We start from the raw sequence: 26,898 nt of genomic DNA on the forward strand, positions 1-26,898 counted from the left end.
GTACTCAATTCCTGTTACTTCGGCAAAAAAGTATATAGGCCAGAACGGGTAATCCATGTGCAACAGCCCACTCCTCACTAGCTAATAAAATACAGGATGCCCCATCGGTTAATGGAGAAGAATTTCCTGCTGTTAGTGAACCGTTCTGTTTATCAAAAGCTGGCTTTAATCTGGAGAGTTTATCCAAACTAGTATCCCTGCGCATATTGTTATCTTTATCCAGTCCCTGATAAGGACTTAACATATCATTAAAGAAACCACGATCATAAGCCGCAGCCAATTTCTGATGACTTTTCAAAGAAAACAGATCCTGTTCTTCTCTGGAAATCTGATAGTATTTAGCCGTGATCTCGGTATGTTCACCCATTGACAACCCCGTGCCAGGTTCCATATTCATTGGTGCGACAGGGGTCAGGTCTTTAATTCTGATTTTAGAGAACTCCGAAATTTTTTGGCCAAATGTTTTTGCCCTGCGCGCAGCCAAAAGAATTTTACGCAGTTTTTCGCCCAATACCAATGGTGCATCACTGGCCGAATCAACACCCCTGCTATATACCAGCATCGATCTGGCCTAATGCAATTTTGTTTGCTATATAGATCGCAGTTTCAATACCAGTATTACAAGCCTGCTGAAGATCACAGGCAGGAGTTTTCTGATCCAGAGAAGAAGCCATGACGCATTCTCTTGTTAAATTCAATTGTGTACTGTGTTTAATTACCGCTCCGCCAGCCACCTCTCCAATCAATTGGCCTTGTAAATTATACCGGTCTATTAATCCATTCAAAGCAGCCGTGAACATGTCTTTGTTACTTGCCTGAACATAAAAAGTATTTTGACGTGCAAAAGGAATGCGATTGTATCCTACGATCGCCACTCTCCTTGATTTAGTATTACCCAGCATAATCAGCCTATTTATTAATGAAGACTAAATTTACTAATTATCATTTTGCAAATACCGTTTAAATATTTCCAAATAACGCCTTCAGCTTTCATTAACTGAAAGAACAAAACACACTAATTTCATATATAAACACATGACCGTTAGATACATTAGCCGATTAAAACCCTCTGAAACAGTCAACAAAAAATGAACTTATATTATCTTTTAGAAACAATAATTACCAACAAAATAATATCAGGTAATTTATAGAGAAATTATTACAATTAAAGTTGCGAATGTTATTTTCAATACTATTTTTGATGTTAACTTAAAAACCTAATCCTATGAAACAACATTTATCAGTTGGTGACAAAATCTTGTCACCTAAAAAGAAATTATGCAATTTTTTCAAAAACAGCACCGCAGCAGGTCTATTATTGCTGACTGTTTTTTCTTCCTGTAAGAAATCAGAAGTCGAAAACCAGCAACCAGACCATCAATCATTAAGTAATTCGAAAACACAGGTCAACTTTGAACGCAATGCCAATCCTAGTTTGAGTAAGCCAATTACCATAGGCTACTATCCGAGCTGGACTGAGGGATGGCTTAATGAAGACGGTAAAAGTGCTTTCACGACCTTACCAACCGCTGTAACCCATGTATTCTTTGCATTTGCATTTGCAAAACCCAATTTAAAATACGTAAAAGGTTCTTATAACATTTCCACTGCAAATACAGGGCTGGAATGTTATCAGGCAACAGAAGGAGGACAGATGTTAAAGCGTGCTGTTGGAATCCTTAAACAACGTGGCATTACTGTAATTTTATCATTAGGCGGAGAAACCTATTGGAGAGCACAGGAAAATTTCAATGACATCAATTATCAGCAGATTAAAGATTTCGTAGATGATATCGGCTTTGGGGGAATTGACTGGGATTTCGAACCCAATGGTAGCTTTAGCGAATCAGGAAATGCAACCAATGTAGCTTACCTGACAAGATTCATTACCGAATCAAGAAAACTAATGCCAAAGTCAGCAGGATATATTATCGCTACAGCACCTGTAGGATCGGGAGCAATGGGCGGACTGAATAATGATGACACCTCTTCTCCATTTGCCTATAGTAAACGTAATACGATAACTGGTGAATCTGATAGTTACCTATACAGCGCAACTGACGGCACTAAAAGCATCAGTTTATTTGGCTTCAGCTCAACGGGTGCAATGATACCTGTAATCAAATCTGCCGGAGATAAACTAGATATCATTGCTTACCAGGCTTATAATATCGGAGCGGCACCTAACCGCAAACTAATGTATGATTCATATGCCTATTACGCTAACATTTATGGATTTCAGCTGGCACACGGTACACATGTACCCAATGAGCCCTGGGGACCATACTTTGAACACACACCTCAATTTGAGGCTGACTTAGCCAAATATATTCACGATGGCGGCTCACAAAACAGAGCAGGCAAAAATGATGGTATTATGATCTGGAATCTTGCTTTGTTATCTGCTAAAGGAACCAATTATACAGGCGTAACTTATCTGAATGTCGCTAAAAAAGTTTTAAACGGACAAACCACGGCAGCAGCGCTGGCAAATGCATTCGATTATAAAAACGAAGTACCAGTTATACCTATTGACCCCACCAATCCAACCAATCCTGGTGCAGGAGGTTGTGGGATAGCGGTATATAACGCAGCAAATGCTTACCCAACAACAGGTACAAAAGTCTATTACAACAGTAAAATATATAAAAATAAATGGTACGTAAACCCTAATGAATTACCAGAGGCCAGCCAATGGGGCCCATGGGAGTTTGTAGAAAACTGTGCTAAATAGTCATTTGAGCTTTTAACTTATCAGGATATTATTTCTATATCCTGATAAGTTTTAATTTACCGGCGATCACTTTGCAATTGCTTTTTTATTCCTGTTAAGATTTCAATATCCTTCTGTCTTATCTTTCCATCTCTGGCAGGCGGAGTATTTAGAATCAGGATATTATCCTGAGCGGTAGCCACCTTATAATCTTCAACAAGCTGAGCAATTGATTTGAATTTTGTATCCTTCGTATTATAGAACCACTTTTCACTGATACACACTGTGGATTCCCAGGGCATATAATATCGCTCCCCCTGATGGGTAAATATTTTAGGGATCAGGACTGGCCGGCAAATAAGGATCTCCTAACCTGAAATCACTTGGAAAATAACGTATAGGATAGCCCTCTTTCTGCTGAGCTGGCAAAACCACATGCTGATCAGGGTTTTGTGGAGCACCTATGGACCAGTTAATACCAATCTGACATTGCGGCTCTTTAACCTTAATAGTCTGATAGATTTCCTGAACCGGCCATCTGACATTTTCTTTTTCCCATCCGCCGTCAAACCAGAACTCAACAATCTTAGTCTTTTTTTTTGAGCAATAGCAATAAGCTCACTGAGCTGATCAAGCATATATATTTATTATACGCCCCATCTAATGAAGTATCTTTAGTATCTGGATTTTGATGCCTGTCCCATAACGAATAATAAATACCCAGACCATATATTATACTTATTGCATGCTTTTGCTACTGCTTCGATAACATTAGTCTTGTTTCCTGAGTTTGCAACATCATAATCCGTATACTGACTATCCCACAAACAAAAAACCATCGTGATGATGTTTGGCAACCAGTATCACATACTTCATTCCTGCATCTCTGGCAGTTTTGACCCACTGCTCAGCATCAATAGCTGTTGGTTTATAAGAAGATGGAGGCAAGGTTCCATCAGACCACTCTACATCATTAAATGTATTAATGCTAAAGTGAATGAACATACCATATTTACGTTTAATCTGTTCAAGCTGGTACTTACCAGGTGCTGAAGATGGAGTTGGCAAGGAAAGATGCTGCTGTGCAAATAAACTACCGGATAAAATACAAGCTAAGGAGATAAGGAATGTTTTTTTCATCAGAATATAATTGTTTTTATCGGTGATGAAGCTATCATGTGCTACCTGGTTCCGGTTGGCGTGCTGCTGCACATGATGGTTTCATTTAAATGTTTAAAGCAGGTGAACCAGACAGGAAGATGCTTTAAAAATTTTATAAAAACAAGATCAGTGATACGACACTTTGTGCGCCTCCCATAATGCCGGTACCTCCAGTTTATGAATTAATTTATTTATCTAATACCATATCGGGTACCTGCGCTTCCCTGCTTCTGTTTTGAAGATATAGCCGCTTGTAAGGGACTTCAAGATAAACAATATTCACCTCTGCCTTATAACTAACAAAAAGATCTGTTAACTGCACCCGCATTTGCTGAGTAATATTAGTTGCATTCCAGACAAAACTTTGTTTTTTACGTAAAAACACTCTTGCCCGTTCTTTTGCTTCCTGAATAACTTTGCCATTGCCACTTTTATCAGTGGGTTTAATCCCCCATTCATTCCTTATAGTATCTAAAGATACTACGGGTACATCTTTAAAGTTCTTTTTAATAAATGTATCCTTCCCCGCTCCGGGCAGGCCACTCATTAAAACAACCTCAAACGAAGGCAGATCAAACGGCACATAGTTAAGATATGATAAATCATTAGACATATAATATACTTTAGCCTCAGGACTACTAAAGTACCGCGGCGAATTCCAGCAATCATGTTCCCGGCAATAAGCTTCAAAACAGTCAATGCGGTACAACATTTCATCTTTATCGCCACAGATCCTGCCATGCATATCTGCCCTGGCTAAAAGTGCCAGCCATTGCATATTGACTTCCATACTTGCTTTAACCAGAGCCTTAAGCGGATCTGGCTTCTCAAAAATCCATATGGGCAGCCCATGATAACGTATAAGTCCAACTATCTGCTCCCTTATTTCAAACGGAGCAGGCGATTCATTTTGATATAATAACCTTCTTGCTGTGAGCGCACCTTTACGTGCGTGCCCCGGAGATGTCACCCGGCCGGCTTCCTCAATCATAGTCGTACTATATTTTTCTACATCATGGAGCAAAGCTGCAGCCCATAAAACCTCTTGCTCCTGAGCATCCAGATTTTTAAAAGCATCCTCATTACACAAAGCAGCCAATACCATTTGTGTATGTACAGCAACATTCCCTTCTGCATGATAAAAAGCATCTTGTGGTACTTCTTTCATTCTTTCCACCCAACCAAACTTACGTTTACGTTCAAGATGGGCCCATTCTTTATTTTCACTTATAGTCCACATGTGTACCTCCTTCATTTAACCTGGCGCGTTTCCAGTTACGGGTCCAGTGCTGATCAGTTTTAACATGACCTTTTCTTACATATTTAAATACATTCTGACTAAAATCATTACAATCATAGCCATCTGCATTGCGGGTTACAATACCTTCCATCGTTACCGGCAAACCGGTATAAGCATCAAAAGGGCTCAATGCACCCGCCCCTGATACAATTGATAAGATTTCATTTTCAAATACTAACGGCTTATCTGGTGTTTTAAAAACAGCTATTTCCGGAACCACTGGTAAGTCCAGAAGTCCAGCATAAAATCGGGTTTCTTCCCAGCTCAGCCATCTGCTGTGCTGACGAATTCCAAATACGTAAAAATGACTATCCAGATTCCTGTATTCTATGGAATGAATTGCATAAAGATTTTCCAGAAAAATCTCCAGCGACCCAAGATCACCTTTGATCAGTTCAGTTGCCAGAACCGCCTCAGACTTTCGGTCCAGGGGGATATTGCCTGCGCGACATGAGATCGGGCAAACACCCCATATTTTGACAAACAATTATTCTCACCATCCAGCTTTTCTGTATGTACAAGATGCGGTATTTTCTGAAGTTGTTCCCAATAGTCATGTGTTATCCTGTCATCACTGGTTGTACCAGGCGAAAACGGATAATGATAGGTACGTCCATATTTTTGAGAAATAGACATATTATTAAAATTAAATTAAAAGCAATAGTGTATTATTCCTCCCCGAAAGGAAGATCATTTGGCATTGATATGTATTTTGGGATTACATGGCTCAAAAGATATACTATTTTGATTATTTACGACAAAGCTACTAAAATCTGCTATAAACTAAAAAAAGGTCTTCCTATTTGAATAGAAAGACCTTTTAAGTAGCCCGTAGGGGAATCGAACCCCTATTTCCAGAATGAAAATCTGGCGTCCTAACCGGTAGACGAACGGGCCATTTCAAAGCGACCAGCCTTTGCAGGCTATGCTTCTCCAGGTAGCGGGGACCAGACTCGAACTGATGACCTTCGGGTTATGAGCCCGACGAGCTACCAACTGCTCCACCCCGCACTATATGCTTTATCAAACAAGCCTTAGAAGGCATTACCAGTGTTTTTTAAAGTGATGCAAACATAGGATTATTTTTTAAAAATCGCAAGTAATAGTAGCTATTACTTGCATTATTTTTAAAATAACACGCTATCTCTCTAGCTAACAGACACATTTAATCTTAATTTCTACAATAAAAACAGAAATCTTACAACTGTTAACGTAGAATTAACCTTAGATATCCATTTTCTACGTTCTTTTTCACCTTTTCTTCGCGGTCAAAAACGATAGTATTGAATTTTGCTTCCAGTAAATAGCTGCCATTTGTCAGTTTTACATAACGAATAATTTCAAATTTTGAATTCAGATGACTGGCCGGAGTTATCATAGTCGGGCTATCTATCCTACCAGCACTATAGGTATTATTTATTCAATAATAATTATTGAATAAATAATACCTATAGAATAAATTAAACCGTCTTAGTGATAATTTTTAATTCAAAATTCAGCCTGAGAAAATATAAGTGGAAACAAGAAGATAATTAAAGAATGTATTTTATCTTAAGAAACAGGATGAAAATCTAAGTAGCCCGTAGGGGAATCGAACCCCTGTTACCAGAATGAAAATCTGGCGTCCTCACCCCTAGACGAACGGGCCATAAAATAAGCGCTTAACTTATGAGGTTAAACGCTTTCCAGGTAGCGGGGACCAGACTCGAACTGATGACCTTCGGGTTATGAGCCCGACGAGCTACCAACTGCTCCACCCCGCACTATGTTAAATAAAAAACGCTAGTGTGCAACTAGCGTTTCTTTGTAGCCCGTAGGGGAATCGAACCCCTATTTCCAGAATGAAAATCTGGCGTCCTAACCGGTAGACGAACGGGCCATTTCAAAGCGCGACCCTTTGCAGGTTATGCTTCTCCAGGTAGCGGGGACCAGACTCGAACTGATGACCTTCGGGTTATGAGCCCGACGAGCTACCAACTGCTCCACCCCGCACTATTTATCAATTGTAAAACTATAAAAGATTTAATCTTCCTTTGTTTTTAAATTGGTCTGCAAAGATATATTTCGTTTCTTTGCAATGCAAATTTATTTAAAAAAAAAAAAAATTCAATGTCGCATAAAGCAGGTTTTGTAAGCATAATAGGAAAGCCAAATGTTGGTAAATCCACGTTAATGAATGCACTGGTGGGGGAGAAACTATCGATCATTACACCGAAAGCTCAAACTACTCGTCACCGTATTCTGGGAATTGTCAATGAAGAAGATTCACAAATTGTTTTTTCTGACACACCCGGCATCATAAAACCGCGTTACGGACTACAGGATTCAATGATGAATTTTGTCAAAGGCGCATTGAGTGATGCAGATTTAATTTTATTCGTTACGGACATCAATGGACATCAATGAACAGCATGATGAAAATGATGTACTGGAGAAAATAATCAACACGACTATTCCTATGATCGTACTGATCAATAAAATTGATGGTGCAACTCAGGAACAGGTAGAAGAGAAACAAGCTTACTGGCAGGAACTGTTAAAACCAAAACATATTTATGCAATATCTGCATTACATAAATATAATCTGGATGGGATAATGGAAAGAGTATTAGAATATCTGCCTGAACACCCACCCTACTACGATAAAGGTGACCTTACTGATAAGTCACAACGTTTCTTTGTTTCTGAAATCATCAGAGAGAAAATCTTTAACAATTACCAGAAAGAAATCCCTTATAGTACAGAAGTAGTTATTACTTCTTATAAAGAAGAAGAAAAAATCACCAGGATCAGTGCAGAGATTATTGTTGAACGTGATTCTCAGAAAAACATCCTGATTGGCAAAGGAGGATCAATGCTGAAAAAGGTTGGTACTGAAGCCCGTAAGGATATTGAGAAGTTTTTAGATCAGAAAGTCTTCCTTGAAACCTTCGTAAAGGTACTTCCGGACTGGCGTAGTAAAAAGAACTATTTAAAAAGTTTCGGGTACGAAAATTAAACCTACCTTTGCAACCCCTTAATAATTAATACAATTCACAAAACACATGAGTAACATTATCGCAATCGTCGGAAGACCAAACGTAGGCAAATCTACCCTTTTTAACCGCTTAACTGAAAGTCGTAAAGCAATTGTTGATGATTTCAGTGGTGTAACACGCGATCGTCATTATGGCGTTGCTGAATGGACACACAAACAATTTACTGTAATTGACACAGGAGGTTATGTAGCAAATTCTGAAGATCTATTTGAAGCGGCAATCCGTGAACAAGTAGTTATCGCGATCGAAGAAGCTTCCGTTATCCTGTTTATGGTTGACGTAATCACTGGAATTACAGATTTAGATGATGAAATAGCACAGCTATTACGCCGTAGTAAAAAACCGGTTTTCATTGTCGTAAATAAAGTAGTAGACAATACTTCATTAGAAAATGATGCAGCTGTATTCTACGGATTTGGACTTGGAGATATTTATTCGATCTCTTCAATGACAGGTTCAGGTACAGGTGATTTACTGGATGACGTGATCTCACACTTTGAAGATGACGTGGTCGAAGAAAATGCTTTACCAAAACTGACAATTGTCGGCAGACCAAATGTGGGTAAATCTTCCCTGATTAATGCCTTAATGGGCCAGGACAGAAATATTGTTACCCCAATTGCAGGTACAACACGTGACTCCATCCATATTCACTACAATCAGTTCGGACATGAATTTATGTTCATCGACACCGCAGGGCTTCGTAAAAAAACAAAAGTAAAAGAGAACATCGAGTTTTATTCTGTTATGCGTACCATTAAAGCCCTTGAAGAGGCTGACGTGGTATTATTAATGATAGACGCTGTTGATGGCCTTGAGTCTCAGGATGTGAATATTTTTCACTTAGCTGAAAAAAACAAAAAAGGTATCGTAAAATCCTGGTAAATAAATGGGATTTAGTGGAGAAAGATCATAAAACAATGAAAGCTTTCGAAGAACAGATCCGCACCAAATTACAGCCATTCACAGATATCCCGATCGTATTTACTTCGGTATTGAGTAAACAACGTATTTTCAAAGCAGTTGAAACAGCATTAGAAGTCTTCAAAAACAGAGGAAAGAAAATCCCTACTTCGAAATTGAATGATGTCATGCTGCCGATCATTGAGAAATATCCGCCACCAGCATTAAAAGGAAAATACATTAAAGTAAAATACGTGACGCAAATCAATGCAACATCACCAATGTTTGCTTTCTTCTGTAACTTGCCTCAGTACATCAAAGAACCGTATAAACGTTTCATTGAAAACAAATTACGTGAAAACTTCGACTTTAGCGGAGCACCAATTCAAATCTATTTCAGACAGAAATAGTTCTGATCTTTTAAGAATAAGTATTAAGCGGTATTAGAAATGATACCGCTTTTTTTATGTCAAACACCATAAATTAACTAATTTGACATATATTTGCTTATCATACATATTCGAATAACCTAATAAATAATGAAGAATAATATTTACAGCAGCATTTATTTTAAAATAGTCCTTTTTATAGTTGCATTGCTATATGCCATAAAATGTGGAAAGGGCGGACATGATTTTGAAGTATTTGTTTATGCTGGCGGTAAAATAATAAATGGTTTGAACATCTATAAACCACCATTTGTCCAGGACTTAAATTACTATTACAGTCCATTATTTGCACTCCTGTTAGCGCCTTTTTCAAGTTTACCTACCATAGTTCCCCAGTTAGTCTGGATCTTTTTCTCTTATTATCTTTTATACCGAATCTGGATACTGTGTGCTGACTATTTTGATGTTTCACAACTCACCGAAAAGCAAAAGCAGCTATGGATCACGATTACATTCATTTTGGCCCTGCGTTTTATACTCAAAGAGATCGCCTGTGTACAAGTGACAATCTTCTTACTGTGGGCTACTTTACAAAGTATTCAATTAATAAATCGTGGTAAAAACATTTCAGGCGCAGCTTTATTAGCATTTGCCATCAATATTAAATTACTTCCGATAGCATTTGTGTGTTACTTGCTTTACAGGAAAAAATTAAAGGCTGTCTCATTGATCTGCCTGTTTTATGTTATTTATTTATACCTGCCGGTTTTCTACTTAGGATGGGACAAAAATGCCAGCCTGCTGCATGAATGGTTCAGTGTTATTAATCCTGCCAATAAAGAATGGACAATTGAAGCCGAAGATGGCCCAAGCAGCCTTGTTGCCATGATTCCTGTTTATATCACAGATACAGTAGGTATTTTATCTTTCAAAAGGAATTTTGTAAATCTGAATTTTGAGCAGGTTTCATTAATCCTTAATATCGTACGTCTTGCATTTGTGGCACTTACCCTGGTATTTTTACGTACCCTGCCTTTTAAAAGTGTAAACAGCAAAATTCAGCAGTTCTGGGAAATGTCCTCCTGTTTATTGCTGTTCCGCTGATTTTTCCACACCAGCAAATATATGCATTCATGTACATCGCACCGGCCCTGATGTACCTGGCCTGGTATTTTGTTGTGAACTGGGATAACATCAAATTGAAAATGAATTTCTTTACCTGGGCAATCCTGATTATTATAGGGTTTAATTTCACCCCTCTTGTCGGACGTGATGTTATACCAAGCCACTTTTACCAGGTCATGCTTTATCTGAGAATATTACCAATGGCTGTGATTGCATTAATACCATTATTATGGATTTGCAGACCAAAAAAGGAAATAGAGCTTAACAGAATCGCAAATCAGGATCAGAAATCCTAAATTAAAAAGATAACAGATGGTTACTGCATGCTGGAGATAGCCTGCTTAACCATGCTGTCATTTAAATTCAAAGCCTTATAGTAACCAGCTTCTCCCAGATGATACTTACAAAGCAGCGCTTTTAAGTCACCATATATAACTGGTTTTGCTGCAGCCAGCTGCTTAGGGTCAATTGTAATATTTTTGGTTTGTATATACTTCACAAAATCTTTATAATCCGTATCACTAATACTAAAAGCAGCGAGATTCTGCTCCAGATAACTTGCACTATAGCGGTTAGCTAAAATATCGAATACGTAATCAAAAAGCACTTTTTTAGTTAAGAGTAAGCTATAAAACTTATTCATCCCGGTAGTATCCATTTTCACATAGATATCTGGTTCTATACCGCCTCCGGCAAAAACCTTTTTCCCGGAACCAGTTGTAAAAGCAAGATTTCTTCTTAAACTATCTTTTGAAGCAACAGGCTTATCCGTGAGTTCGCCATCGTTAAAACGATCATCTATCTCGTTCTGATAAGCTGTATATCCTTTTTTATAAGATTTCTGAATACTACGTCCCAATGGCGTATAGTATCTGGCTATCGTAAGATTTAGTGCAGAGCCATCCCCAAAAGGGAACTGTTCCTGTACCAGACCTTTTCCAAATGAACGACGTCATAATTACTCCCCTATCCAGATCCTGAACGGCACCTGCCAGTATTTCACTTGCAGAAGCAGTATTCTCATTAATCAGGACTGCCAGTTTACCATTTTCAAATTCACCACCACCTGTAGCGATATAATCAGTACGTGGTTCGTGTTTCCCCTCAGTATACACAATAAGTTTATTTTCCGGAAGAATCTGATTGGCCAAACCAGTGGCCGCGGTCAGATAACCTCCCCCATTGTCTCTCAGATCAAGCACGAGTTTTTTCATCCCCGCAGCTTTCAGCGTTTTTACTGACTCTATAAAATCTTTATCTGTATTTGCTCCAAATTCACTGATCCGGATATACCCTGCATCGGCGTTAATCATATAGGCAGCATCAATACTGCTCACACTAACGCGCCCACGTTTAATTGTTAATAAAACAGGATGTACAGAACCTGAATGCAGTACAACCAATTGTACAGGAGTTCCTTTTTTCCCTTTGATCTTCCCTATCATTTTATCTTTGGTGAGATGTTTACCACTCACAAAAAGACTATCAATTTTTAAAATCTTATCCCCTAGCTTTAATCCTGCCTGTGCAGCTGGTCCATCCTTGATCACATTTGTGACCAGCAAGGTATCTTTCAGTATATAATATTCTATTCCAATGCCTTCGAAGTTACCTTCCAGCAGATCAGATTGCGCATTTGCTTTAATTGGGGGAAGATAAACACTGTGCGGATCGAGCTGATGCAGCAAACTATCAATTTCAAGATGGCTTAACGTGTCGGCATTGATCTCGTCCACATAATTTCTATTGATCAGATTGATAATTTCGTCAACTTTATTCGAATTCTTATCAGCAAACTGCACATTGCGTTCGAATGTGAAACCCTGGTCTTTTAAAAACTTATAACCCAGAAACATACCACCTATTAATGTTACAGAATAAGTGATCGCGATAAGCAGGTTTTTACGGGTAGTTGGTTTCACTGAGATAGTTTTGCACAAAGCTATGAAATTACGCTGTCAATTAAGTAATTAACCCGTTAGAATTGTAATTGTTTCATATTTAATTTCAATCCCCAATTGTTTATAAATATTCAGCCATAAATCACCCCGAATTGTATTCATATTTCCCTGTTAAAAAGAAATTGACGATTTTTTTATCAAAAAACAAACAACTATGATACGCATCACTGAACAAGAATCAAAGTACCATAATATTGATCAGATGGAAGTGCTTGATATTCTGCAAAGTATAAACAACGAAGACAAAACAGTTCCTCTTGCAGTAGAAAAAGCTATTCCACAGATTGGAAAACTGGCCATTGCTGTAGCAGAGCGGATGAAAAACGGAGGAAGGTTATTTTATATTGGTGCAGGTACAAGTGGCCGGTTAGGTGTGGTTGACGCTTCTGAATGCCCGCCAACATTTGGTGTTCCTTTTGACCTGGTTGTTGGAATTATTGCTGGTGGAGATCAGGCGCTGAGAAGAGGGATTGAAAATGCGGAAGATGATGATGCACAAGCCTGGATAGATTTATTAAAATTCGAAATCAATACTAAAGACAGTCTGATTGGTCTTGCCGCGTCGGGAACAACTCCTTACGTAGTTGGAGGATTAAAAAAAGCAAGAGAAAACGGAGTACTGACAGGCTGCATCATCTGTAATGAAGGCGGCCCTGTAGTTGAAGTCAGTGATTTTCCCGTTGAAGTGGTTGTAGGGCCAGAATTTTTAACGGGGTCAACCCGGATGAAGTCTGGTACTGCTCAAAAACTGGTACTCAATATGCTGAGCACTACAGTAATGATCAGATTAGGGCGTGTCAAGGGCAATAGAATGGTGGATATGCAGCTAACTAATCATAAACTGGTTGACAGAGGAACACAAATGGTCATGAACGAACTTCATATCGATTACAAAAAAGCTGAGGACCTGCTTATTCGTTATGGAAGTGTAAGAAAGGCTGTTGAAGCCGGTACTAAATAAGAAAAAACTATGCACGAAATAGAACCTTTTTACCGCTGGCGTGACGACGACTATATAGCCGCGGAAGACCCCAGGTCACCATTTTACAATACAGAATACTCAGAGTTTTATTTCGATAAACAGTTATATAACTTTCTTATCCATCCGCAATGGGATGATTTTGGATCAAATACACTTTATATTAAAGTTTTATTTGTTGATTACGATCACAATTTCGCAATCATCGAGTTTATCGGCGAATGGAATGATGCGATAGGAAATGATATCATGCTTTTAAAACGCGAGATACTGGAGCTGATGATTGACGAAGGAATCAATAAGTTCATCCTGATCGGAGAAAACATCCTTAATTTTCATGCTTCAGAGGATAGCTATTATGAAGAATGGTTTCAGGATGTGGAAGATGGATGGATCACCGGTGTAAATTTCAACCCCCATGTAATTGAAGAATTCAGAAGCAGCAACATCGATTACTATATTAATTTCGGTGGCGAACTTGACGAATTGGCATGGAGAACAGCCAAACCTCTTCAAATTTCCATAAAGTTGAAGAAATTCTGACAAAAAGACTAGGGGCATAGCTTTTGCTGATACAAATAGATTCGTATATTTAATTAAATTTTAAAATAACATGGATAACAATAATAATAATTGGTCACAACAATCAGTTTTTGTGGAAAACCAATCAGGAACTATTGCAAAGAAATTCTTTGCTAATGTGTTTTTATGGATGTTCGTAGCACTGGGTATATCTACATTTGCAGCTGTGTACATGGCCAATACCCCTGAAATGCTTCAATACCTTCTTAACCCGGAAACAGGTAAAATGTCAATTATAGGTTATGCAGTAATGTTTGCACCACTGGGACTAGTTCTTTTAATGAGTGCAGGACTGAGTAAACTATCCTATGGTGCTTTAGTGGGCGTATTTATTCTATATTCACTATTGACTGGTGTTAGTTTGAGTTTTATCCTGCTGATTTATACTACAACTTCAGTAGTAGCTTGTTTTGCTGCTGCCGCAGGGATATTTTGGCTTAATTAATGGCTATCCTGGGTTATACCACAAACACAGATTTAAGCAAATTCGGATCAATCTTAATGATTGGTGTAGTTGGTTTGGTTATCGCAAGCGTAATTAATATGTTCCTGAAAAGTTCAGGTTTTGACTATATCATGAGTTTCTTCGGTGTAGCGATTTTCACTGCATTAACTGCTTATGATGTTCAGAAATTAAAACGTATCGGTGCTGGTATCGAAGAAAACGGCGGTACTATGGCTGTTGATGACACTAAAAAATTAGCAATCATGGGTGCTTTATCCCTATATCTTGACTTCCTGAACATTTTCATCTTCTTATTGAGAATCTTCGGAGGAAGAAAATAAGGAAGAATAAAACTTTATAAAAAAGCTGGCTGGACTAAAATCCTTCCAGCTTTTTTTTATGAATTTAATATCCATTTCCCTTTTAGCTTACATTCTCAAAACCACAGAACATTGTTCCGTACCCACTGTACATTTGCCTGATTTTTGCAATTTTATATGCTTTAAACTCTATTTTCTTGGAAATGATTTTTCTTTGTTGCATTTTTGTAGCCAGCTTATAAAGAAAGACGGAGGGATTAGACCCGACGAAGTCTTAGCAACCTGTGCTTACAAGGTGCTACATTCTACTCGAGCAGCTTCGGTTGTTCTTGAAAGATAAGTTAATTCGATCCGACACCGGATTTCTGATTAGGCCTGTTTATATAAAATTTTTCTGTGTTCGATTATTGCATTGCATTATAATTGCTTTAATACGGAAAAATGGCTATCCATCAATACAGATAATGAGCATAAGAGAAGAGCTTGCAAAACGAATACTAATCATCGATGGTGCTATGGGCACCATGATCCAGCGCTATATCCTGACTGAAGAAGATTTCAGAGGAGCGCGGTTCGCAGATCACCCATGCGATGTAAAAGGTAACAATGACCTGCTGAATATTACACGCCCCGATATTATTAAGGCCATACACACCGAATATCTCAAAGCAGGTACTGATATTATTGAAACCAACACTTTTAGTACGCAACGGATCTCCCTTGCGGATTATAAGATGGAGGAGCTCGATTATGAAATGAGCTTTGAAGGGGCTAAAATTGCTAAAGAAGCAGTAAATGAGTTCATGGCAGCCAATCCAGACCGGATCTGTTTTGTAGCCGGAGCCGTTGGGCCAACCAACCGTACCCTATCTATTTCACCAGACGTAAATGATCCGGGATACCGGGCTTTAACCTTTGATGAATTGGTTGATGCCTATTATGAACAAGTCAGAGGTCTGGTTGACGGCGGTTCTGATGTGCTGTTAATTGAGACTATTTTTGATACACTAAATGCTAAAGCAGCAATTTTTGCGATCAAAAGATATGAAGAAGTCATTGACCGAAAAATCGAAATTATGATTTCCGGAACAATTACAGACGCTTCAGGCAGAACCCTGTCCGGTCAGACTGTAGAAGCTTTCCTGAACTCAATTATTCATGCAAACCCTTTAAGCATTGGCTTTAAACTGTGCCCTTGGCGCAAAAGACATGAGACCCCATATTGAAGAACTGGCTGCAAAAGCACCATGTTATGTATCTGCTTATCCAAACGCGGGATTACCAAATGAATTTGGTGCTTACGATGAGATGCCAAGTGAAACAGCCTCGATGGTTGGAGATTTTATTCAGAACGGCTTCGTCAATATTGTGGGTGGTTGTTGTGGCACCACGCCAGAGCATATCGCTGCTATTGCCGCAAAAGCTAAAAACATTACTCCAAGACAAATACCAGAAATACCTCGTTACCTACGTTTAAGCGGATTAGAACCCGTAACCATTACGCCCGACAGCATGTTTGTCAACATTGGTGAAAGAACCAATATCACGGGCTCCCCAAAATTCTCTAAGTTAATTTTAAGTGGTGACTATGAAGCTGCCCTGACCGTTGCCAGACAACAGGTAGAAGGTGGTGCGCAGGTTATTGACGTCAACATGGATGAAGGGATGCTTGATTCGAAGCCGCAATGACTAAATTCCTTAATCTTATTGCTTCAGAACCGGATATTTCTAAACTGCCAATCATGGTCGATTCCTCTAAGTGGAGTGTGATTGAAAATGGCCTAAAATGTTTACAGGGAAAAGGCATCGTCAACTCTATTTCATTAAAAGAAGGAGAAGATAAATTCCGTGAAAGTGCCCGTAAGATTATGAATTACGGTGCCGCTATCGTTGTGATGGCTTTCGATGAAAATGGACAGGCCGACAACTTTGAACGCAGAAAAGAAATCTGTAAACGTTCCTATGATATATTAGTAGACGAAATAGGTTTTCCAGCAGAAGATATCATTTTTGACCCGAATATCTTAACTGTAGCTACAGGACTGGAAGAACATAATAATTATGCTGTCGATTTTATCAATGCAGCACGCTGGATCAAAGAAAACCTGCCTTATGCCAAAGTAAGCGGTGGTGTATCCAATATATCTTTCTCTTTCAGAGGAAATAATACAGTACGTGAGGCCATGCATTCTGCCTTTCTTTTCCATGCGATTAAAGCTGGTCTGGATATGGGGATTGTGAATGCCGGGATGCTTGAAGTATATGAAGCTATTCCTGCAGAACTGCTGGAACGTGTAGAAGATGTGTTATTAAACCGTCGCGATGATGCCACAGAACGTCTGGTAGACTTTGCAGAAACTGTAAAGTCTAAAGGAAAAGAGCTGGTTAAGGATGAAGAGTGGAGAAAAGCGCCAGTAGAATCCCGTCTCTCCCACTCTTTGGTGAAAGGAATTATTGAATACCTGGATGCCGACGTAGAAGAAGCAAGACAACAATATGACCGCCCTATTCACGTAATTGAAGGTCCTTTGATGGACGGAATGAATATAGTAGGTGATTTATTCGGAGCAGGAAAAATGTTCCTTCCCCAGGTTGTAAAATCTGCCAGGGTAATGAAAAAAGCGGTGGCTTATCTCCTTCCGTTTATCGAACAGGAAAAACTGGATAACCCCGATGGGTAACCAAAGTTCATCAGCCGGAAGGATATTACTGGCCACTGTAAAAGGTGACGTACATGATATTGGTAAAAACATTGTAGGAGTAGTTCTTGCCTGTAATAACTTTGAGATCGTTGATATGGGTGTGATGGTTCCCGCTCAGGAGATCATTAAAAAAGCAAAAGAGATCAATGCCGATATTATTGGATTAAGTGGATTAATCACCCCATCACTGGATGAGATGGTACATTTTGCCAAAGAAATGGAACGTGAAGGTTTTACTGTACCCCTGCTTATTGGTGGTGCAACCACTTCCAGAATTCACGCTGCTGTGAAAATAGCGCCTAATTATTCAGGGCCAGCTATCCATGTACTGGATGCTTCCAGAAGTGTAACCGTATGCAGTACACTGATGAACGAAGAAACGCGCGGTGGCTATATTGATAATATCAAACAGGAATATGATAAAGCCCGTGAAGCGCATTTAAATAAACGTAATGATAAACGTTTTAAGTCCATCGCGGAAGCAAGGACGGATAAATTTGCCATTGACCCTGCCCTTGTTGCTCCGGCACCTAAGTTTACAGGAACCAAAACGTTCGAGGATTATCCACTGGAAACCCTTGTCCCTTATATTGACTGGACTCCTTTTTTCCATACCTGGGAATTAAGAGGCAGTTACCCTAAAATATTCAATGATAAATCAGTCGGCGTAGAAGCAAAAAAACTATACGATGATGCACGTGTCTTATTGCAAAAGATTGTTGACGAGAAACTGTTAACTGCTAAAGCAGTTATCGGGTTCTGGCCTGCACATGCCAAAGGCGATGATATTATATTGGATGTAGACGATAAACCAGTAACGATCCATACGCTGCGTCAGCAAGCGGAGAAAGTTGCCGGAGAACCTTATTATGCTTTATCAGATTTTGTTGCGACCAAAGAAGATGGAGTTCAGGATTATTTTGGTGGTTTTGCAGTCACTACTGGTATTGGCTGTGATGAAATGGTTGCAGAGTTTGAAGCCAACTATGATGATTACAACAGTATCATGGCAAAAGCATTAGCTGACAGACTTGCCGAAGCATTTGCTGAACACTTACATGAGTTAGTTCGTAAAGATTACTGGGGTTATGCAGAAGATGAGCATCTGACCAATGAAGATCTGATTAAAGAAGAATACGCAGGTATTCGTCCGGCACCAGGTTATCCGGCATGTCCGGATCATACGGAAAAAGAAACGCTGTTTGACTTATTGGGAGCAGAACAAAAGATAGGCCTTCGCCTGACAGAAAGTTTTGCCATGTACCCTACCGCAGCTGTAAGCGGGTTCTATTTCTCACATCCTCAATCAAGATATTTCGGCCTGGGAAAAATAACCAAAGACCAGGTAGAAGAATACGCAGTCAGAAAAAACAGGTCTCTTGAAGATACAGAAAGATGGCTTAGTCCGAATTTAGCTTATTAACCTCACAACAAAACTTAAATGAAGATCACCGAACACATAACCAACGCCAAGGTAAAACCTTGTTCTCTTTTGAGCTGCTGCCGCCAGTTAAGGGAAAAAGCATCACCGATATCTATGATGCAATTGATCCTTTAATGGAATTTAATCCCCCTTTTATTGATGTGACCTACCATAGAGAAGATTATATCTATAAACAACATGATAACGGTTTACTGGAAAAAGTTTCTTACCGTAAACGCCCCGGAACAGTAGCGATCTGTGCTGCAATTATGAACAAATACAAAGTAGATGCGGTGCCGCATTTAATTTGTGGTGGTTTTACCAGAGAAGAGACCGAAAATGCATTGATTGACCTTCAGTTCTTAGGCATCGACAATGTCCTTGTTTTACGCGGAGATGCAAGACATGCAGACTCAACCTTTATACCTACACCAGGCGGACATGCTTATGCAACTGATTTATTAGGTCAGGTAAATGATATGAATAACGGGAAGTATTTGTTTGAAGATCATTCGGCCTTTCAAACTGATTTCTGTATTGGCGTAGCCGTTACCCCGGAAAAGCATTTTGAAGCACCAAACCTTAAAACAGATTTTAAATATCTGAAACAAAAAGTAGATATGGGTGCAGAGTTTATCGTTACACAAATGTTCTTCGATAATGCAAAATATTGTGATTTTGTTGCCCAATGCAGATCAAATGGGATAAATGTCCCCATTATTCCCGGTCTTAAACCCATCACTTCCTCTAAACAACTGATCAGTTTACCAAAAATATTTCATATCGACCTGCCCGAAGATCTGACAGAAGCGGTGCAGGAATGTAAAAATGAGAAGGATGTAAAAGAGGTAGGAATAGAATGGATGATACAGCAGTGCAAAGAGTTAATCAAAGTTGGTGCTCCGGTACTGCACTTTTATACCATGAGTAATCCCGAACCAACTAAAAGAATTGCCCGCGCAGTTTTCTAATTTATTGGTCAGATTACGCTCCTGAATAATATTTGGCAGATTCTTTGTATATTTCGTTCTCTACAAAGAACGATATGAGAAGGACGACATTGATAGTACTTACAGTTATTGGCACTTTAACTTCCTGTAATGCTTTAAAGAATACAGTAGAAGCGAGTTCAGATTTATCCAAACTTGGAGGGAGCTGGGAGCTGAATTATATTTCAGGTCCGAGGATAGCTTTTAATGGCCTGTACCCTGGTCAAAAACCAACATTAGTTTTTGACCTTGCTGATAAAAAAGTAAGTGGAAACAGCAGTTGTAATTCGTTCTCAGGAAAATTGAATGCAGATGACACCTCAATCAACTTCAATCAGCCAATGGCGGTCACAAAAATGGCCTGTCCTGGCGAAGGAGAGACGGTTTTCTTTGAAACACTAAAGAAAGTGAATAAATACTCCATTAAAGGAGATACTATTTTGAATTTCATGATGGGCGACATCGCCATTATGAGATTCAAAAAAATCAAATAAAAAAAGAGCCTGTATCATTAATCAAAAATGATACGGGCTTCTTTTTTTATTTGGATATACAGTGTGTCCGAAAAGAGTGGACCAACTAATTTTCAGCTCTGGTTTGCTGTTAATAAAAATGTCTTAAAAGCATTAAAATCGACTTTCATCGCTGTAGCTTTTTTTTTTCTTTCTTTTTCAGCTCATTAACCTGTTCAGGAATCCTGATCTGTGCGGCAAGCTCTGCAGGAAATATATCAGGAAACTTACAGGGATGTGCGGTGGATAAAAACACAAAAGTATCCTCGGCTGAGGGATGCTGTTTCTGATATTCCTGTACTGCCAACCATGCGATTGCGGTATGCGGACAAGCCACATAGTTATATTGCTGGTAAATAGCTGCAATTGCCTGAACAGTCTGATCATCAGAATAGCGGTAGCTTTTAACCATTTCCTTCACACTTTCACGCTGTTCGTTAAATAAGGCCATAATCCTTACCCAATTACTTGGTGCACCCACATCCATTGCATTCGCATAAGTCTGTACAGAGGGTCTTGTTTCATAAACACCTGTTTCCAAAAAGCGGGGAACAGTATCATTTGCATTCGTCGCAGCAATAAACTGCTTAACTGGCAATCCCATCTTATAAGCTAATAAACCTGCAGCAATATTACCAAAATTTCCACTTGGCACAGCAAACACAACTTCTCTTTTCCCTTCTCTGAATAATTGGGCAAGCGCATTAAAATAGTAGAAAGTTTGCGGGATCAAACGTGCAATATTAATTGAATTGGCCGAAGTAAGTCTCATTTTACTGTTCAGTTCATCATCAGCAAATGCCTGTTTCACCAGATGCTGACAATCATCAAAAGTACCGTCAATTTCTATAGCCCGGATATTCTGACCATTACTGCATAACTGCAATTCCTGAATTTCACTAACTTTTCCCTTAGGGTACAGGATGGTCACCCTGGTATTCGGTACACCCAAAAAACCAAGAGCTACAGCACCGCCAGTATCTCCCGAAGTTGCGACCAAAACATCAAGCAATTGCTCATTATCTTTTAGAAAATAAGCCATAACCCTGCTCATGAACCTGGCACCGAAATCTTTAAATGCTAATGAAGGCCCATGAAATAATTCCAGCACATAGGTCTGGTCATTTAAAGGATGCAGTGGCGCTTCAAAATTTATTGCATCATCAATAATTACCTTGAGATCACCTGCCGGGATATCGTCATTTAAAAGTATCGAAGCTACTTTATAAGCTATTTCAGGCAGGGTATACTGATCCAGATGCTGAATAAAATCCTGATCAAGTACAGGAATCTCTACAGGCATATATAAGCCCTTATCCAGTGGCATACTATTGAAAACAGCCGTTTGGAAATCTATTTTCAGGTCGTGGTTATTCGTACTGTATAATTTCATGTTTGCGTTTTTTAATCCAGTATAACCGGGCCTTTTTTATTAACCGGTGATACAAATGAAAGACTGTTAATCTGAATAGATTTCAATTGTTTTTGCAGTGCCTGAGTAATTAAATGAGCAGTATCCTGATCTTTAGTCAGTGCAAAAACAGAGGGCCCAACGAACCAGAAATACCGAAACTGATCGCACCCAATTCCATAGCGATACTTCTCATTTTATAAAAATCAGGGATAAGAATTGATCTTGTAGGCTCAACCAATACATCAACCATACTCCGGCCAATCAAATCATAATCATTTGTAAACAGCCCTGTTACCAGGCCAGCTACATTTCCCCACTGCTTTACTGCATCTTTCAATAAAACTTTAGAACGGATCATTTGCCTTGCATCTTTTGTAGGTACGTCCACTTCCGGATAAACAATAGCTGCACACATATCCTGCGGAAAAGGCAAACTGATCACATCAAGAGGTTCGTAACTTCTGATCAGCACAAAACCACCCATTAAAGCAGGTGCAACATTATCTGCATGACCATAACCACAGGCCAGCTCCTCTCCTTTCATTGCAAAAGGAACAAGCTCTTTATTACTTAGCTGGTTATCAAACAAAGTATTAATGGCAAATAAACCAGCCACGGTGCTTGCTGAACTTGAACCTACCACCACTTCCAATAGGCATTTTTTTATGCAGTTCAATATCAATTCCAATATCTGTACGGCCAATATGTTTCAGATAGTCCTGTACACTCGCACTTACTGTATTTTTAGCCGGATTAAGAGGCAATCTGCCATCATCACCCGTAATCTTAGAAATAACTACCCCCGGTTTATCCGTAACCCTCATGATTACTTCATCACCCGGAGCATTAACTGCAAAACCCAAAACGTCAAATCCACAAACGACATTCGCTACTGTTGCCGGGGCAAAAACTTTTACTGATTTTCTCATTTCTTACCCACATTTATAATATCTGCAAATACACCAGCAGCAGTTACTTCAGCACCAGCACCAGGCCCTTTGATTACTAAAGGGCGATCTTTATAACGGTCAGTAGTGAAGGAAATAATATTATCACTACCCGAAAGCATGTAGAAAGGATGAGAATCATCAACCATTTGAAGATTAATCGTCACCTTTCCTTCTTCCAGTTTCCCAATATACTCAATACCTTATTGTCCGCAGCAGCCCGGTTCTTTAAATCCTCAAAATAAGCCGCATTATTTTCAAGCTCCTTATAAAAATCAGCTACACTCGTAGCAGCCATACAGGCAGGCGGCAACATACTTTCCAATTCAACATCCGCCTCTTCCAATGGATAACCAGCATCTCTTGCCAGGATCAGCATTTTACGCATAAAATCCTTTCCATTTAAATCATCACGCGGATCAGGTTCTGTATAACCCTTATCCTGTGCTTCCTTTACGATTTCGTGGAAGAGTACATCATTTTTAAAATTATTAAATATAAAAGAGATCGTACCTGACAGGATCGCTTCGATACTAAATATGTTATCACCACTTAACATCAGATCTTTAAGTGTACGAATGATCGGGAGACCAGCGCCGACATTAGTCTCATAATGGAAATCTACTCCATATTTACGTGCTGCTGTTTTAAAAGCATCATATTGTGCATATTCAGCAGAATTTCCAATCTTATTACAAGTAACCAGTGAAATACTTGATTCCAGTATTTCCTGATAATAATTCACAGGATTACCGCTTGCAGTATTATCCACAAAGACACAATTAGGCAGGTTCATTGCTTTCATCTGCTTAACAAATAAAGTTAAATCTGCCTTTTCAGCATTATTACTTAGTTCATTTTCCCAATCAGCAAGGTTCAATGCAGTATTACTCACATACATCTGACGTGAATTACTGATCCCCATTACCTTTACTTCCAGGTCATTATTTTTAGCAAGCAGCGGACTTTGAACCAGCAACTGACGGAACAAAGTTTTACCGATATTTCCTGTACCCAGGCAAAATACATGCAATGTCTTTTTCAGATCTTCGAAAAAGGCATCATGCACTGCATTCACAGCTTTTGACAAGTCTGTTTTCGATAAAATAACTGATATATTATATTCTGAAGATCCCTGTGCAATGGCACGAACGTTAACCCCGTTTCTGCCCAGTGCATGAAATAGTTTACCAGGACATCCCTGGTGTATGTTTCATATTCTCTCCTACAATCGCCAGTACCGCTAATCCATTTTCAACCTCAGGATATTCCAGTTTCTTAGCTTGCAATTCCAGTTCAAATTCTTTACTGATAATCGCCAGTGCACTTAAAGCATCAGCAGGTTTAACAGCAAAAGTGATACTATGTTCAGAAGAAGACTGGGTAATCAGTACGACATTGATCTGCTCCCGAGATAAAAGAGAAAACAGCCTTCCACTAAAACCAGCCTTCCCAACCATTCCGCTTCCGGATAAGTTTAATATACTGATCTCATCGATTGACGAAATCCCTTTGATTGGTAAAGCCGAAGTATTTACTCCATGACGGATATAGGTACCTTTGAACTCTTTATTGAAAGTATTTTTGATCACAATAGGGATCTTCTTTAAAAAAGCCGGGGTCATTGTAGGCGGATAAATAACTTTCGCCCCAAAATAAGAGAGTTCCATGGCCTCAGTATAGCTCAGTTCAGGTAAAGAAAATGCCTTTTCTACCATCCTTGGATCAGCAGTCAGCATACCATCTACATCAGTCCAGATTTCAATCTCTTTTACATTCAGGGCAGAGCCCCAGATTGCAGCTGTAAAATCACTGCCACCGCGTCCCAAAGTTGTGGTTCTTCCTTCGGTATTGCTGGCTATAAATCCAGTTAAAAATAATAGTTTATCTCTATTTGCCTCATAAAAATCCTGAATCAGCAATTCTGTTAAAGGTGTATTTACTTTTGCCTGTCCAAAATTACTATCGGTTTTAATTAGTTCGGAACCATCTACGCAAAGCGCGTTCGGGAAATCCTGCTTTGCAATATGACTGATCATAAAGGCAGAACAACGCTCTCCAAAACTCAGGATCAGATCCCTGGTTTGAGGACTTAATTCCTTTAAATGATACACCGATTGCAAGATATCTTCCAGCTCATTGAAGTAAATTTTCAACTTCGTAAATACTGGATTTTGTGCAGATGCAGGAAGCATTTTTTAACCACTTCGAAGTTTTTTTTCTTCGATTTCTTTTAGCTCTGTGGCATACTCTTCTGCCACCTGTGCTTTTTCTGCCATTGCCTGCAGCAAGTTGGTTACCCCACTCATTGCTGAAAGTACAACTACCGGATAATCATCCTGTTCCCTTTCTTTGAGGATGCTGATCAGGGTTCGGATACCTGATGCCGATCCTACTGAAGTACCGCCGAATTTTAGAATATTCATAGTTTTGGATTAAAAAAAAAGCGCCTTCCAGTTTAGAGGAAGGCGCTTTTTTATGGTTTTTTTTTATTTTTCTTATTATACCAATATACACCTGCCTCCGGCTTTCCCGGTGGTGGTAATAATAATGGATGTAAGGGTTGAATTATTTATCATATGTCCATAGCAATATTGCTTCGTTATCGCTACGCCATAAAGTAAAGTTATATTTTTCTAATAAGCAAGGGAATAACGAAAAAAATTACAACGAAGGAGCAATCCAGAACAATACAGCTTAGCTTTTCTATACTAGAATACATGATTACTAACTAAGAGAGAAGAACTTACCCCCACAATTATGTTAAAAACCTGTTAAAACAGTTAAATAAAGTTAAATGAATATCAGCTTGTATTTAATTAAATATTAATAGACATACCTTGCAACAACAATTCAATGCACTATGGAAATAAAAAGAAACTCTTACTGCAAAACAGTTTTCATAATTCTGCTCAGTATTATATTACCCATAAGTCTATTCGCACAGCCAACGAGCCGTCAGCTCAGAAATATTGAAGCCTTTACCAGACTTTATGGTTATGTACAATATTTCCATCCCAGTGATGAAGCACCTAAAGACTGGGCAACAGTTGCAATTTATGGGAGTCAGAAAATGCTGACCATACAAGATGACACAGAATTAGTTAAGGAGTTAAAAAACATATTTCATCCCATCGCCCCCACCATTAAAATATACCCAAACAACAAACCAGAATATTTCTCTATCAGGGAAACTCCCCTGGAAATCCGGAATACTATCAAACCACCAACTGGCAGCATCTTGGATTTGAGCTCCCAATGTATAAGAATATATACAAGAGTATCCGGACAAACAGCAATACTGACAAGAATGGCCAGCCAGCACAGGAACTCTTTAAAAAACAGCCCTCAATTGGTGAATTTCTTCAAAAACAAATCACAGCAGGTATTTCCTGTATTGTACCTTATGTTTTATATGAGGATAAAGCAGGAACCTACCCTAAAACAGATACAAGCACAATCAAACGACTATTTGCAACTATAAATGCTGAACTGCCTAAAGATTCCGGTGGAAAGCTGAAAATCAGCGGAGATATCCTGGAAATCAGGCTCGCAAATATTATCATCACATGGAACATACTAAAACATTCTTATCCGTATTGGGATGATGTTTCAAAGCCAGCTCAGGATATTCTGACAGATGCTGTTAAAAAAGCTTTCCAGGATCAGACTGCCAATGATTTTCTAAACACGCTCATTAATGTGTGCCCCTTTAAACGATGGCCATATGTTTGTTGGGCTGGCTGATGGAAGCGATCAGTCAGATCATGCCTCTGCCCCCCCTTGCTGCTGACTAAAACCGAAGGTAAAATTATTGTGAAAGAAGTTTTGGACACTAGCCTGAATAAAATGATATCAGCAGGCGATATCATAGATTCCATTGATAACCAGCCTGCCCCTGAACACCTTATTATCAAAAGAAAAATACTTATCCGGATCAGTGCAATGGAAGCAATACAAAGGATTGGTAACCCTGTTAAACGGACCTGAAAAAA

The 26,898-nt window shown here is 39.0% G+C and carries 23 protein-coding genes, 6 tRNA genes, 8 pseudogenes and 1 riboswitch; of the genes and pseudogenes, 14 read left to right on the forward strand and 23 right to left on the reverse strand.

Features of this window, described 5'->3' with window-relative positions; genetic code table 11:
- Window positions 1–4 precede the first annotated feature (4 nt).
- Window positions 5–562 (reverse strand): thiolase family protein, encoded by a 558-nt coding sequence (locus ACWYN3_RS24725; RefSeq protein ID WP_456216778.1) that lies wholly within the window; start codon window positions 560–562, stop codon window positions 5–7.
- On the reverse strand, window positions 549–902 hold the full coding sequence (locus ACWYN3_RS24730; RefSeq protein WP_456216779.1) for a thiolase family protein: 354 nt from the start codon (window positions 900–902) through the stop codon (window positions 549–551). Before ACWYN3_RS24730 ends, ACWYN3_RS24725 begins: the two co-directional genes overlap by 14 nt.
- Before the next feature lie 323 nt (window positions 903–1,225).
- On the opposite strand from ACWYN3_RS24730, the gene ACWYN3_RS24735 reads away from it, so the two are divergent.
- The gene (locus tag ACWYN3_RS24735) at window positions 1,226–2,734 is read left to right on the forward strand and encodes a glycosyl hydrolase family 18 protein (protein WP_456216780.1); all 1,509 of its coding nucleotides are present in this window, start codon (window positions 1,226–1,228) and stop codon (window positions 2,732–2,734) included.
- Window positions 2,735–2,790: 56 nt separating this feature from the next.
- Here ACWYN3_RS24735 and ACWYN3_RS24740 read toward each other — a convergent pair whose 3' ends face one another.
- The 12 genes from ACWYN3_RS24740 to ACWYN3_RS24795 form a co-directional block, all read right to left on the reverse strand.
- Window positions 2,791–3,015: an alpha-L-fucosidase gene (locus ACWYN3_RS24740; protein WP_456216781.1), complete on the reverse strand. Its 225-nt coding sequence runs from the start codon at window positions 3,013–3,015 to the stop codon at window positions 2,791–2,793.
- A 159-nt stretch (window positions 3,016–3,174) separates the two neighbouring features.
- Entirely contained in the window at window positions 3,175–3,351 is a 177-nt protein-coding gene (locus ACWYN3_RS24745) for a hypothetical protein (protein WP_456216782.1), read from the reverse strand.
- 178 nt (window positions 3,352–3,529) lie between these two features.
- A complete protein-coding gene (locus ACWYN3_RS24750; protein WP_456216783.1) occupies window positions 3,530–3,925 on the reverse strand; it encodes an alpha-L-fucosidase in 396 nt (131 codons plus the stop codon).
- Between the two features lie 136 nt (window positions 3,926–4,061).
- Window positions 4,062–5,129, reverse strand: a complete 1,068-nt coding sequence (locus ACWYN3_RS24755) for an AAA family ATPase (RefSeq protein ID WP_456216784.1) — start codon at window positions 5,127–5,129, stop codon at window positions 4,062–4,064.
- On the reverse strand, window positions 5,098–5,661 hold the full coding sequence (locus ACWYN3_RS24760; protein WP_456216785.1) for an RNA ligase family protein: 564 nt from the start codon (window positions 5,659–5,661) through the stop codon (window positions 5,098–5,100). Before ACWYN3_RS24760 ends, ACWYN3_RS24755 begins: the two co-directional genes overlap by 32 nt.
- A 338-nt stretch (window positions 5,662–5,999) precedes the next feature.
- A tRNA-Glu gene (locus ACWYN3_RS24765) sits at window positions 6,000–6,071 on the reverse strand.
- 41 nt (window positions 6,072–6,112) lie between these two features.
- A tRNA-Met gene (locus ACWYN3_RS24770) sits at window positions 6,113–6,185 on the reverse strand.
- A 196-nt stretch (window positions 6,186–6,381) separates the two neighbouring features.
- The gene (locus ACWYN3_RS24775) at window positions 6,382–6,552 is read right to left on the reverse strand and encodes a hypothetical protein (RefSeq protein WP_456216786.1); all 171 of its coding nucleotides are present in this window, start codon (window positions 6,550–6,552) and stop codon (window positions 6,382–6,384) included.
- Between the two features lie 198 nt (window positions 6,553–6,750).
- Window positions 6,751–6,822 (reverse strand) — tRNA-Glu (locus ACWYN3_RS24780).
- A gap of 42 nt (window positions 6,823–6,864) precedes the next feature.
- A tRNA-Met gene (locus ACWYN3_RS24785) sits at window positions 6,865–6,937 on the reverse strand.
- Window positions 6,938–6,981: 44 nt separating this feature from the next.
- Window positions 6,982–7,053: transfer RNA gene (locus tag ACWYN3_RS24790), tRNA-Glu, on the reverse strand.
- A 40-nt stretch (window positions 7,054–7,093) separates the two neighbouring features.
- Window positions 7,094–7,166: transfer RNA gene (locus ACWYN3_RS24795), tRNA-Met, on the reverse strand.
- A 117-nt stretch (window positions 7,167–7,283) separates the two neighbouring features.
- Between ACWYN3_RS24795 and era the strand changes: the two are divergent.
- From era to ACWYN3_RS24815, 4 genes and pseudogenes are all read left to right on the forward strand, one after another.
- A pseudogene (gene era, locus ACWYN3_RS24800) lies at window positions 7,284–8,172 on the forward strand (GTPase Era).
- A gap of 46 nt (window positions 8,173–8,218) precedes the next feature.
- Window positions 8,219–9,525: pseudogene (gene der, locus ACWYN3_RS24805) on the forward strand (ribosome biogenesis GTPase Der).
- Between the two features lie 129 nt (window positions 9,526–9,654).
- Window positions 9,655–10,608 carry a glycosyltransferase family 87 protein gene (locus ACWYN3_RS24810; protein WP_456216787.1) on the forward strand — a complete coding sequence of 318 codons (954 nt, stop codon included), beginning with the start codon at window positions 9,655–9,657 and terminating at the stop codon, window positions 10,606–10,608.
- Between the two features lie 29 nt (window positions 10,609–10,637).
- Complete coding sequence (locus ACWYN3_RS24815; RefSeq protein ID WP_456216788.1) at window positions 10,638–10,925, forward strand: hypothetical protein; 288 nt, start codon at window positions 10,638–10,640, stop codon at window positions 10,923–10,925.
- Between the two features lie 20 nt (window positions 10,926–10,945).
- Here the strand turns inward: ACWYN3_RS24815 and ACWYN3_RS24820 are convergent, their stop codons facing one another.
- Window positions 10,946–11,560 carry a hypothetical protein gene (locus ACWYN3_RS24820; protein WP_456223144.1) on the reverse strand — a complete coding sequence of 205 codons (615 nt, stop codon included), beginning with the start codon at window positions 11,558–11,560 and terminating at the stop codon, window positions 10,946–10,948.
- Window positions 11,478–12,569 (reverse strand): S41 family peptidase, encoded by a 1,092-nt coding sequence (locus ACWYN3_RS24825; protein ID WP_456216789.1) that lies wholly within the window; start codon window positions 12,567–12,569, stop codon window positions 11,478–11,480. Before ACWYN3_RS24825 ends, ACWYN3_RS24820 begins: the two co-directional genes overlap by 83 nt.
- 175 nt (window positions 12,570–12,744) lie before the next feature.
- On the opposite strand from ACWYN3_RS24825, the gene murQ reads away from it, so the two are divergent.
- The 7 genes and pseudogenes from murQ to ACWYN3_RS24860 all read left to right on the forward strand — a co-directional run bounded on the left by murQ (window position 12,745) and on the right by ACWYN3_RS24860 (window position 20,524).
- Window positions 12,745–13,551: an N-acetylmuramic acid 6-phosphate etherase gene (gene murQ / locus ACWYN3_RS24830; RefSeq protein ID WP_456216790.1), complete on the forward strand. Its 807-nt coding sequence runs from the start codon at window positions 12,745–12,747 to the stop codon at window positions 13,549–13,551.
- A gap of 9 nt (window positions 13,552–13,560) precedes the next feature.
- Window positions 13,561–14,132 (forward strand): annotated as a pseudogene (locus tag ACWYN3_RS24835) (hypothetical protein).
- A 50-nt stretch (window positions 14,133–14,182) separates the two neighbouring features.
- A complete protein-coding gene (locus ACWYN3_RS24840; protein WP_456216791.1) occupies window positions 14,183–14,596 on the forward strand; it encodes a Bax inhibitor-1 family protein in 414 nt (137 codons plus the stop codon).
- On the forward strand, window positions 14,596–14,937 hold the full coding sequence (locus ACWYN3_RS24845; RefSeq protein WP_456216792.1) for a Bax inhibitor-1/YccA family protein: 342 nt from the start codon (window positions 14,596–14,598) through the stop codon (window positions 14,935–14,937). Before ACWYN3_RS24840 ends, ACWYN3_RS24845 begins: the two co-directional genes overlap by 1 nt.
- 212 nt (window positions 14,938–15,149) lie before the next feature.
- Window positions 15,150–15,259, forward strand: a riboswitch (SAM riboswitch).
- Between the two features lie 121 nt (window positions 15,260–15,380).
- A pseudogene (gene metH, locus ACWYN3_RS24850) lies at window positions 15,381–19,041 on the forward strand (methionine synthase).
- A gap of 18 nt (window positions 19,042–19,059) precedes the next feature.
- Window positions 19,060–20,012, forward strand: a pseudogene (gene metF / locus ACWYN3_RS24855) (methylenetetrahydrofolate reductase [NAD(P)H]).
- 74 nt (window positions 20,013–20,086) lie between these two features.
- A complete protein-coding gene (locus tag ACWYN3_RS24860; RefSeq protein ID WP_456216793.1) occupies window positions 20,087–20,524 on the forward strand; it encodes an META domain-containing protein in 438 nt (145 codons plus the stop codon).
- 145 nt (window positions 20,525–20,669) lie between these two features.
- Here the strand turns inward: ACWYN3_RS24860 and thrC are convergent, their stop codons facing one another.
- From thrC to ACWYN3_RS24895, 7 genes and pseudogenes are all read right to left on the reverse strand, one after another.
- Window positions 20,670–21,935 (reverse strand): threonine synthase, encoded by a 1,266-nt coding sequence (gene thrC / locus ACWYN3_RS24865; protein WP_456216794.1) that lies wholly within the window; start codon window positions 21,933–21,935, stop codon window positions 20,670–20,672.
- Window positions 21,936–21,946: 11 nt separating this feature from the next.
- Window positions 21,947–22,885, reverse strand: a pseudogene (locus ACWYN3_RS24870) (homoserine kinase).
- Window positions 22,882–23,070: a hypothetical protein gene (locus ACWYN3_RS24875; RefSeq protein WP_456216795.1), complete on the reverse strand. Its 189-nt coding sequence runs from the start codon at window positions 23,068–23,070 to the stop codon at window positions 22,882–22,884. The pseudogene ACWYN3_RS24870 and the gene ACWYN3_RS24875 overlap by 4 nt, the downstream one beginning before the upstream one ends.
- Window positions 23,067–23,993, reverse strand: coding sequence for a hypothetical protein (locus ACWYN3_RS24880; protein ID WP_456216796.1), 927 nt, complete (start codon window positions 23,991–23,993; stop codon window positions 23,067–23,069). Before ACWYN3_RS24880 ends, ACWYN3_RS24875 begins: the two co-directional genes overlap by 4 nt.
- 24 nt (window positions 23,994–24,017) lie before the next feature.
- Window positions 24,018–24,113 (reverse strand): annotated as a pseudogene (locus ACWYN3_RS24885) (ACT domain-containing protein); the annotation flags it as partial.
- Window positions 24,091–25,329, reverse strand: a pseudogene (locus ACWYN3_RS24890) (aspartate kinase). The pseudogenes ACWYN3_RS24890 and ACWYN3_RS24885, both read right to left, overlap by 23 nt.
- Window positions 25,330–26,015: 686 nt before the next feature.
- Window positions 26,016–26,162, reverse strand: coding sequence for a hypothetical protein (locus ACWYN3_RS24895; protein ID WP_456216797.1), 147 nt, complete (start codon window positions 26,160–26,162; stop codon window positions 26,016–26,018).
- Between ACWYN3_RS24895 and ACWYN3_RS24900 the strand changes: the two genes are divergently transcribed.
- Together ACWYN3_RS24900 and ACWYN3_RS24905 are read left to right on the forward strand one after the other, a co-directional pair.
- Window positions 26,162–26,650 (forward strand): hypothetical protein, encoded by a 489-nt coding sequence (locus tag ACWYN3_RS24900; protein WP_456216798.1) that lies wholly within the window; start codon window positions 26,162–26,164, stop codon window positions 26,648–26,650. The two genes, ACWYN3_RS24895 and ACWYN3_RS24900, sit on opposite strands and share 1 nt — an antisense overlap.
- 69 nt (window positions 26,651–26,719) lie before the next feature.
- The gene (locus tag ACWYN3_RS24905; protein WP_456216799.1) at window positions 26,720–26,893 is read left to right on the forward strand and encodes a hypothetical protein; all 174 of its coding nucleotides are present in this window, start codon (window positions 26,720–26,722) and stop codon (window positions 26,891–26,893) included.
- Window positions 26,894–26,898 lie beyond the last annotated feature (5 nt).

Source organism: Pedobacter sp. NJ-S-72, assembly GCF_053890575.1.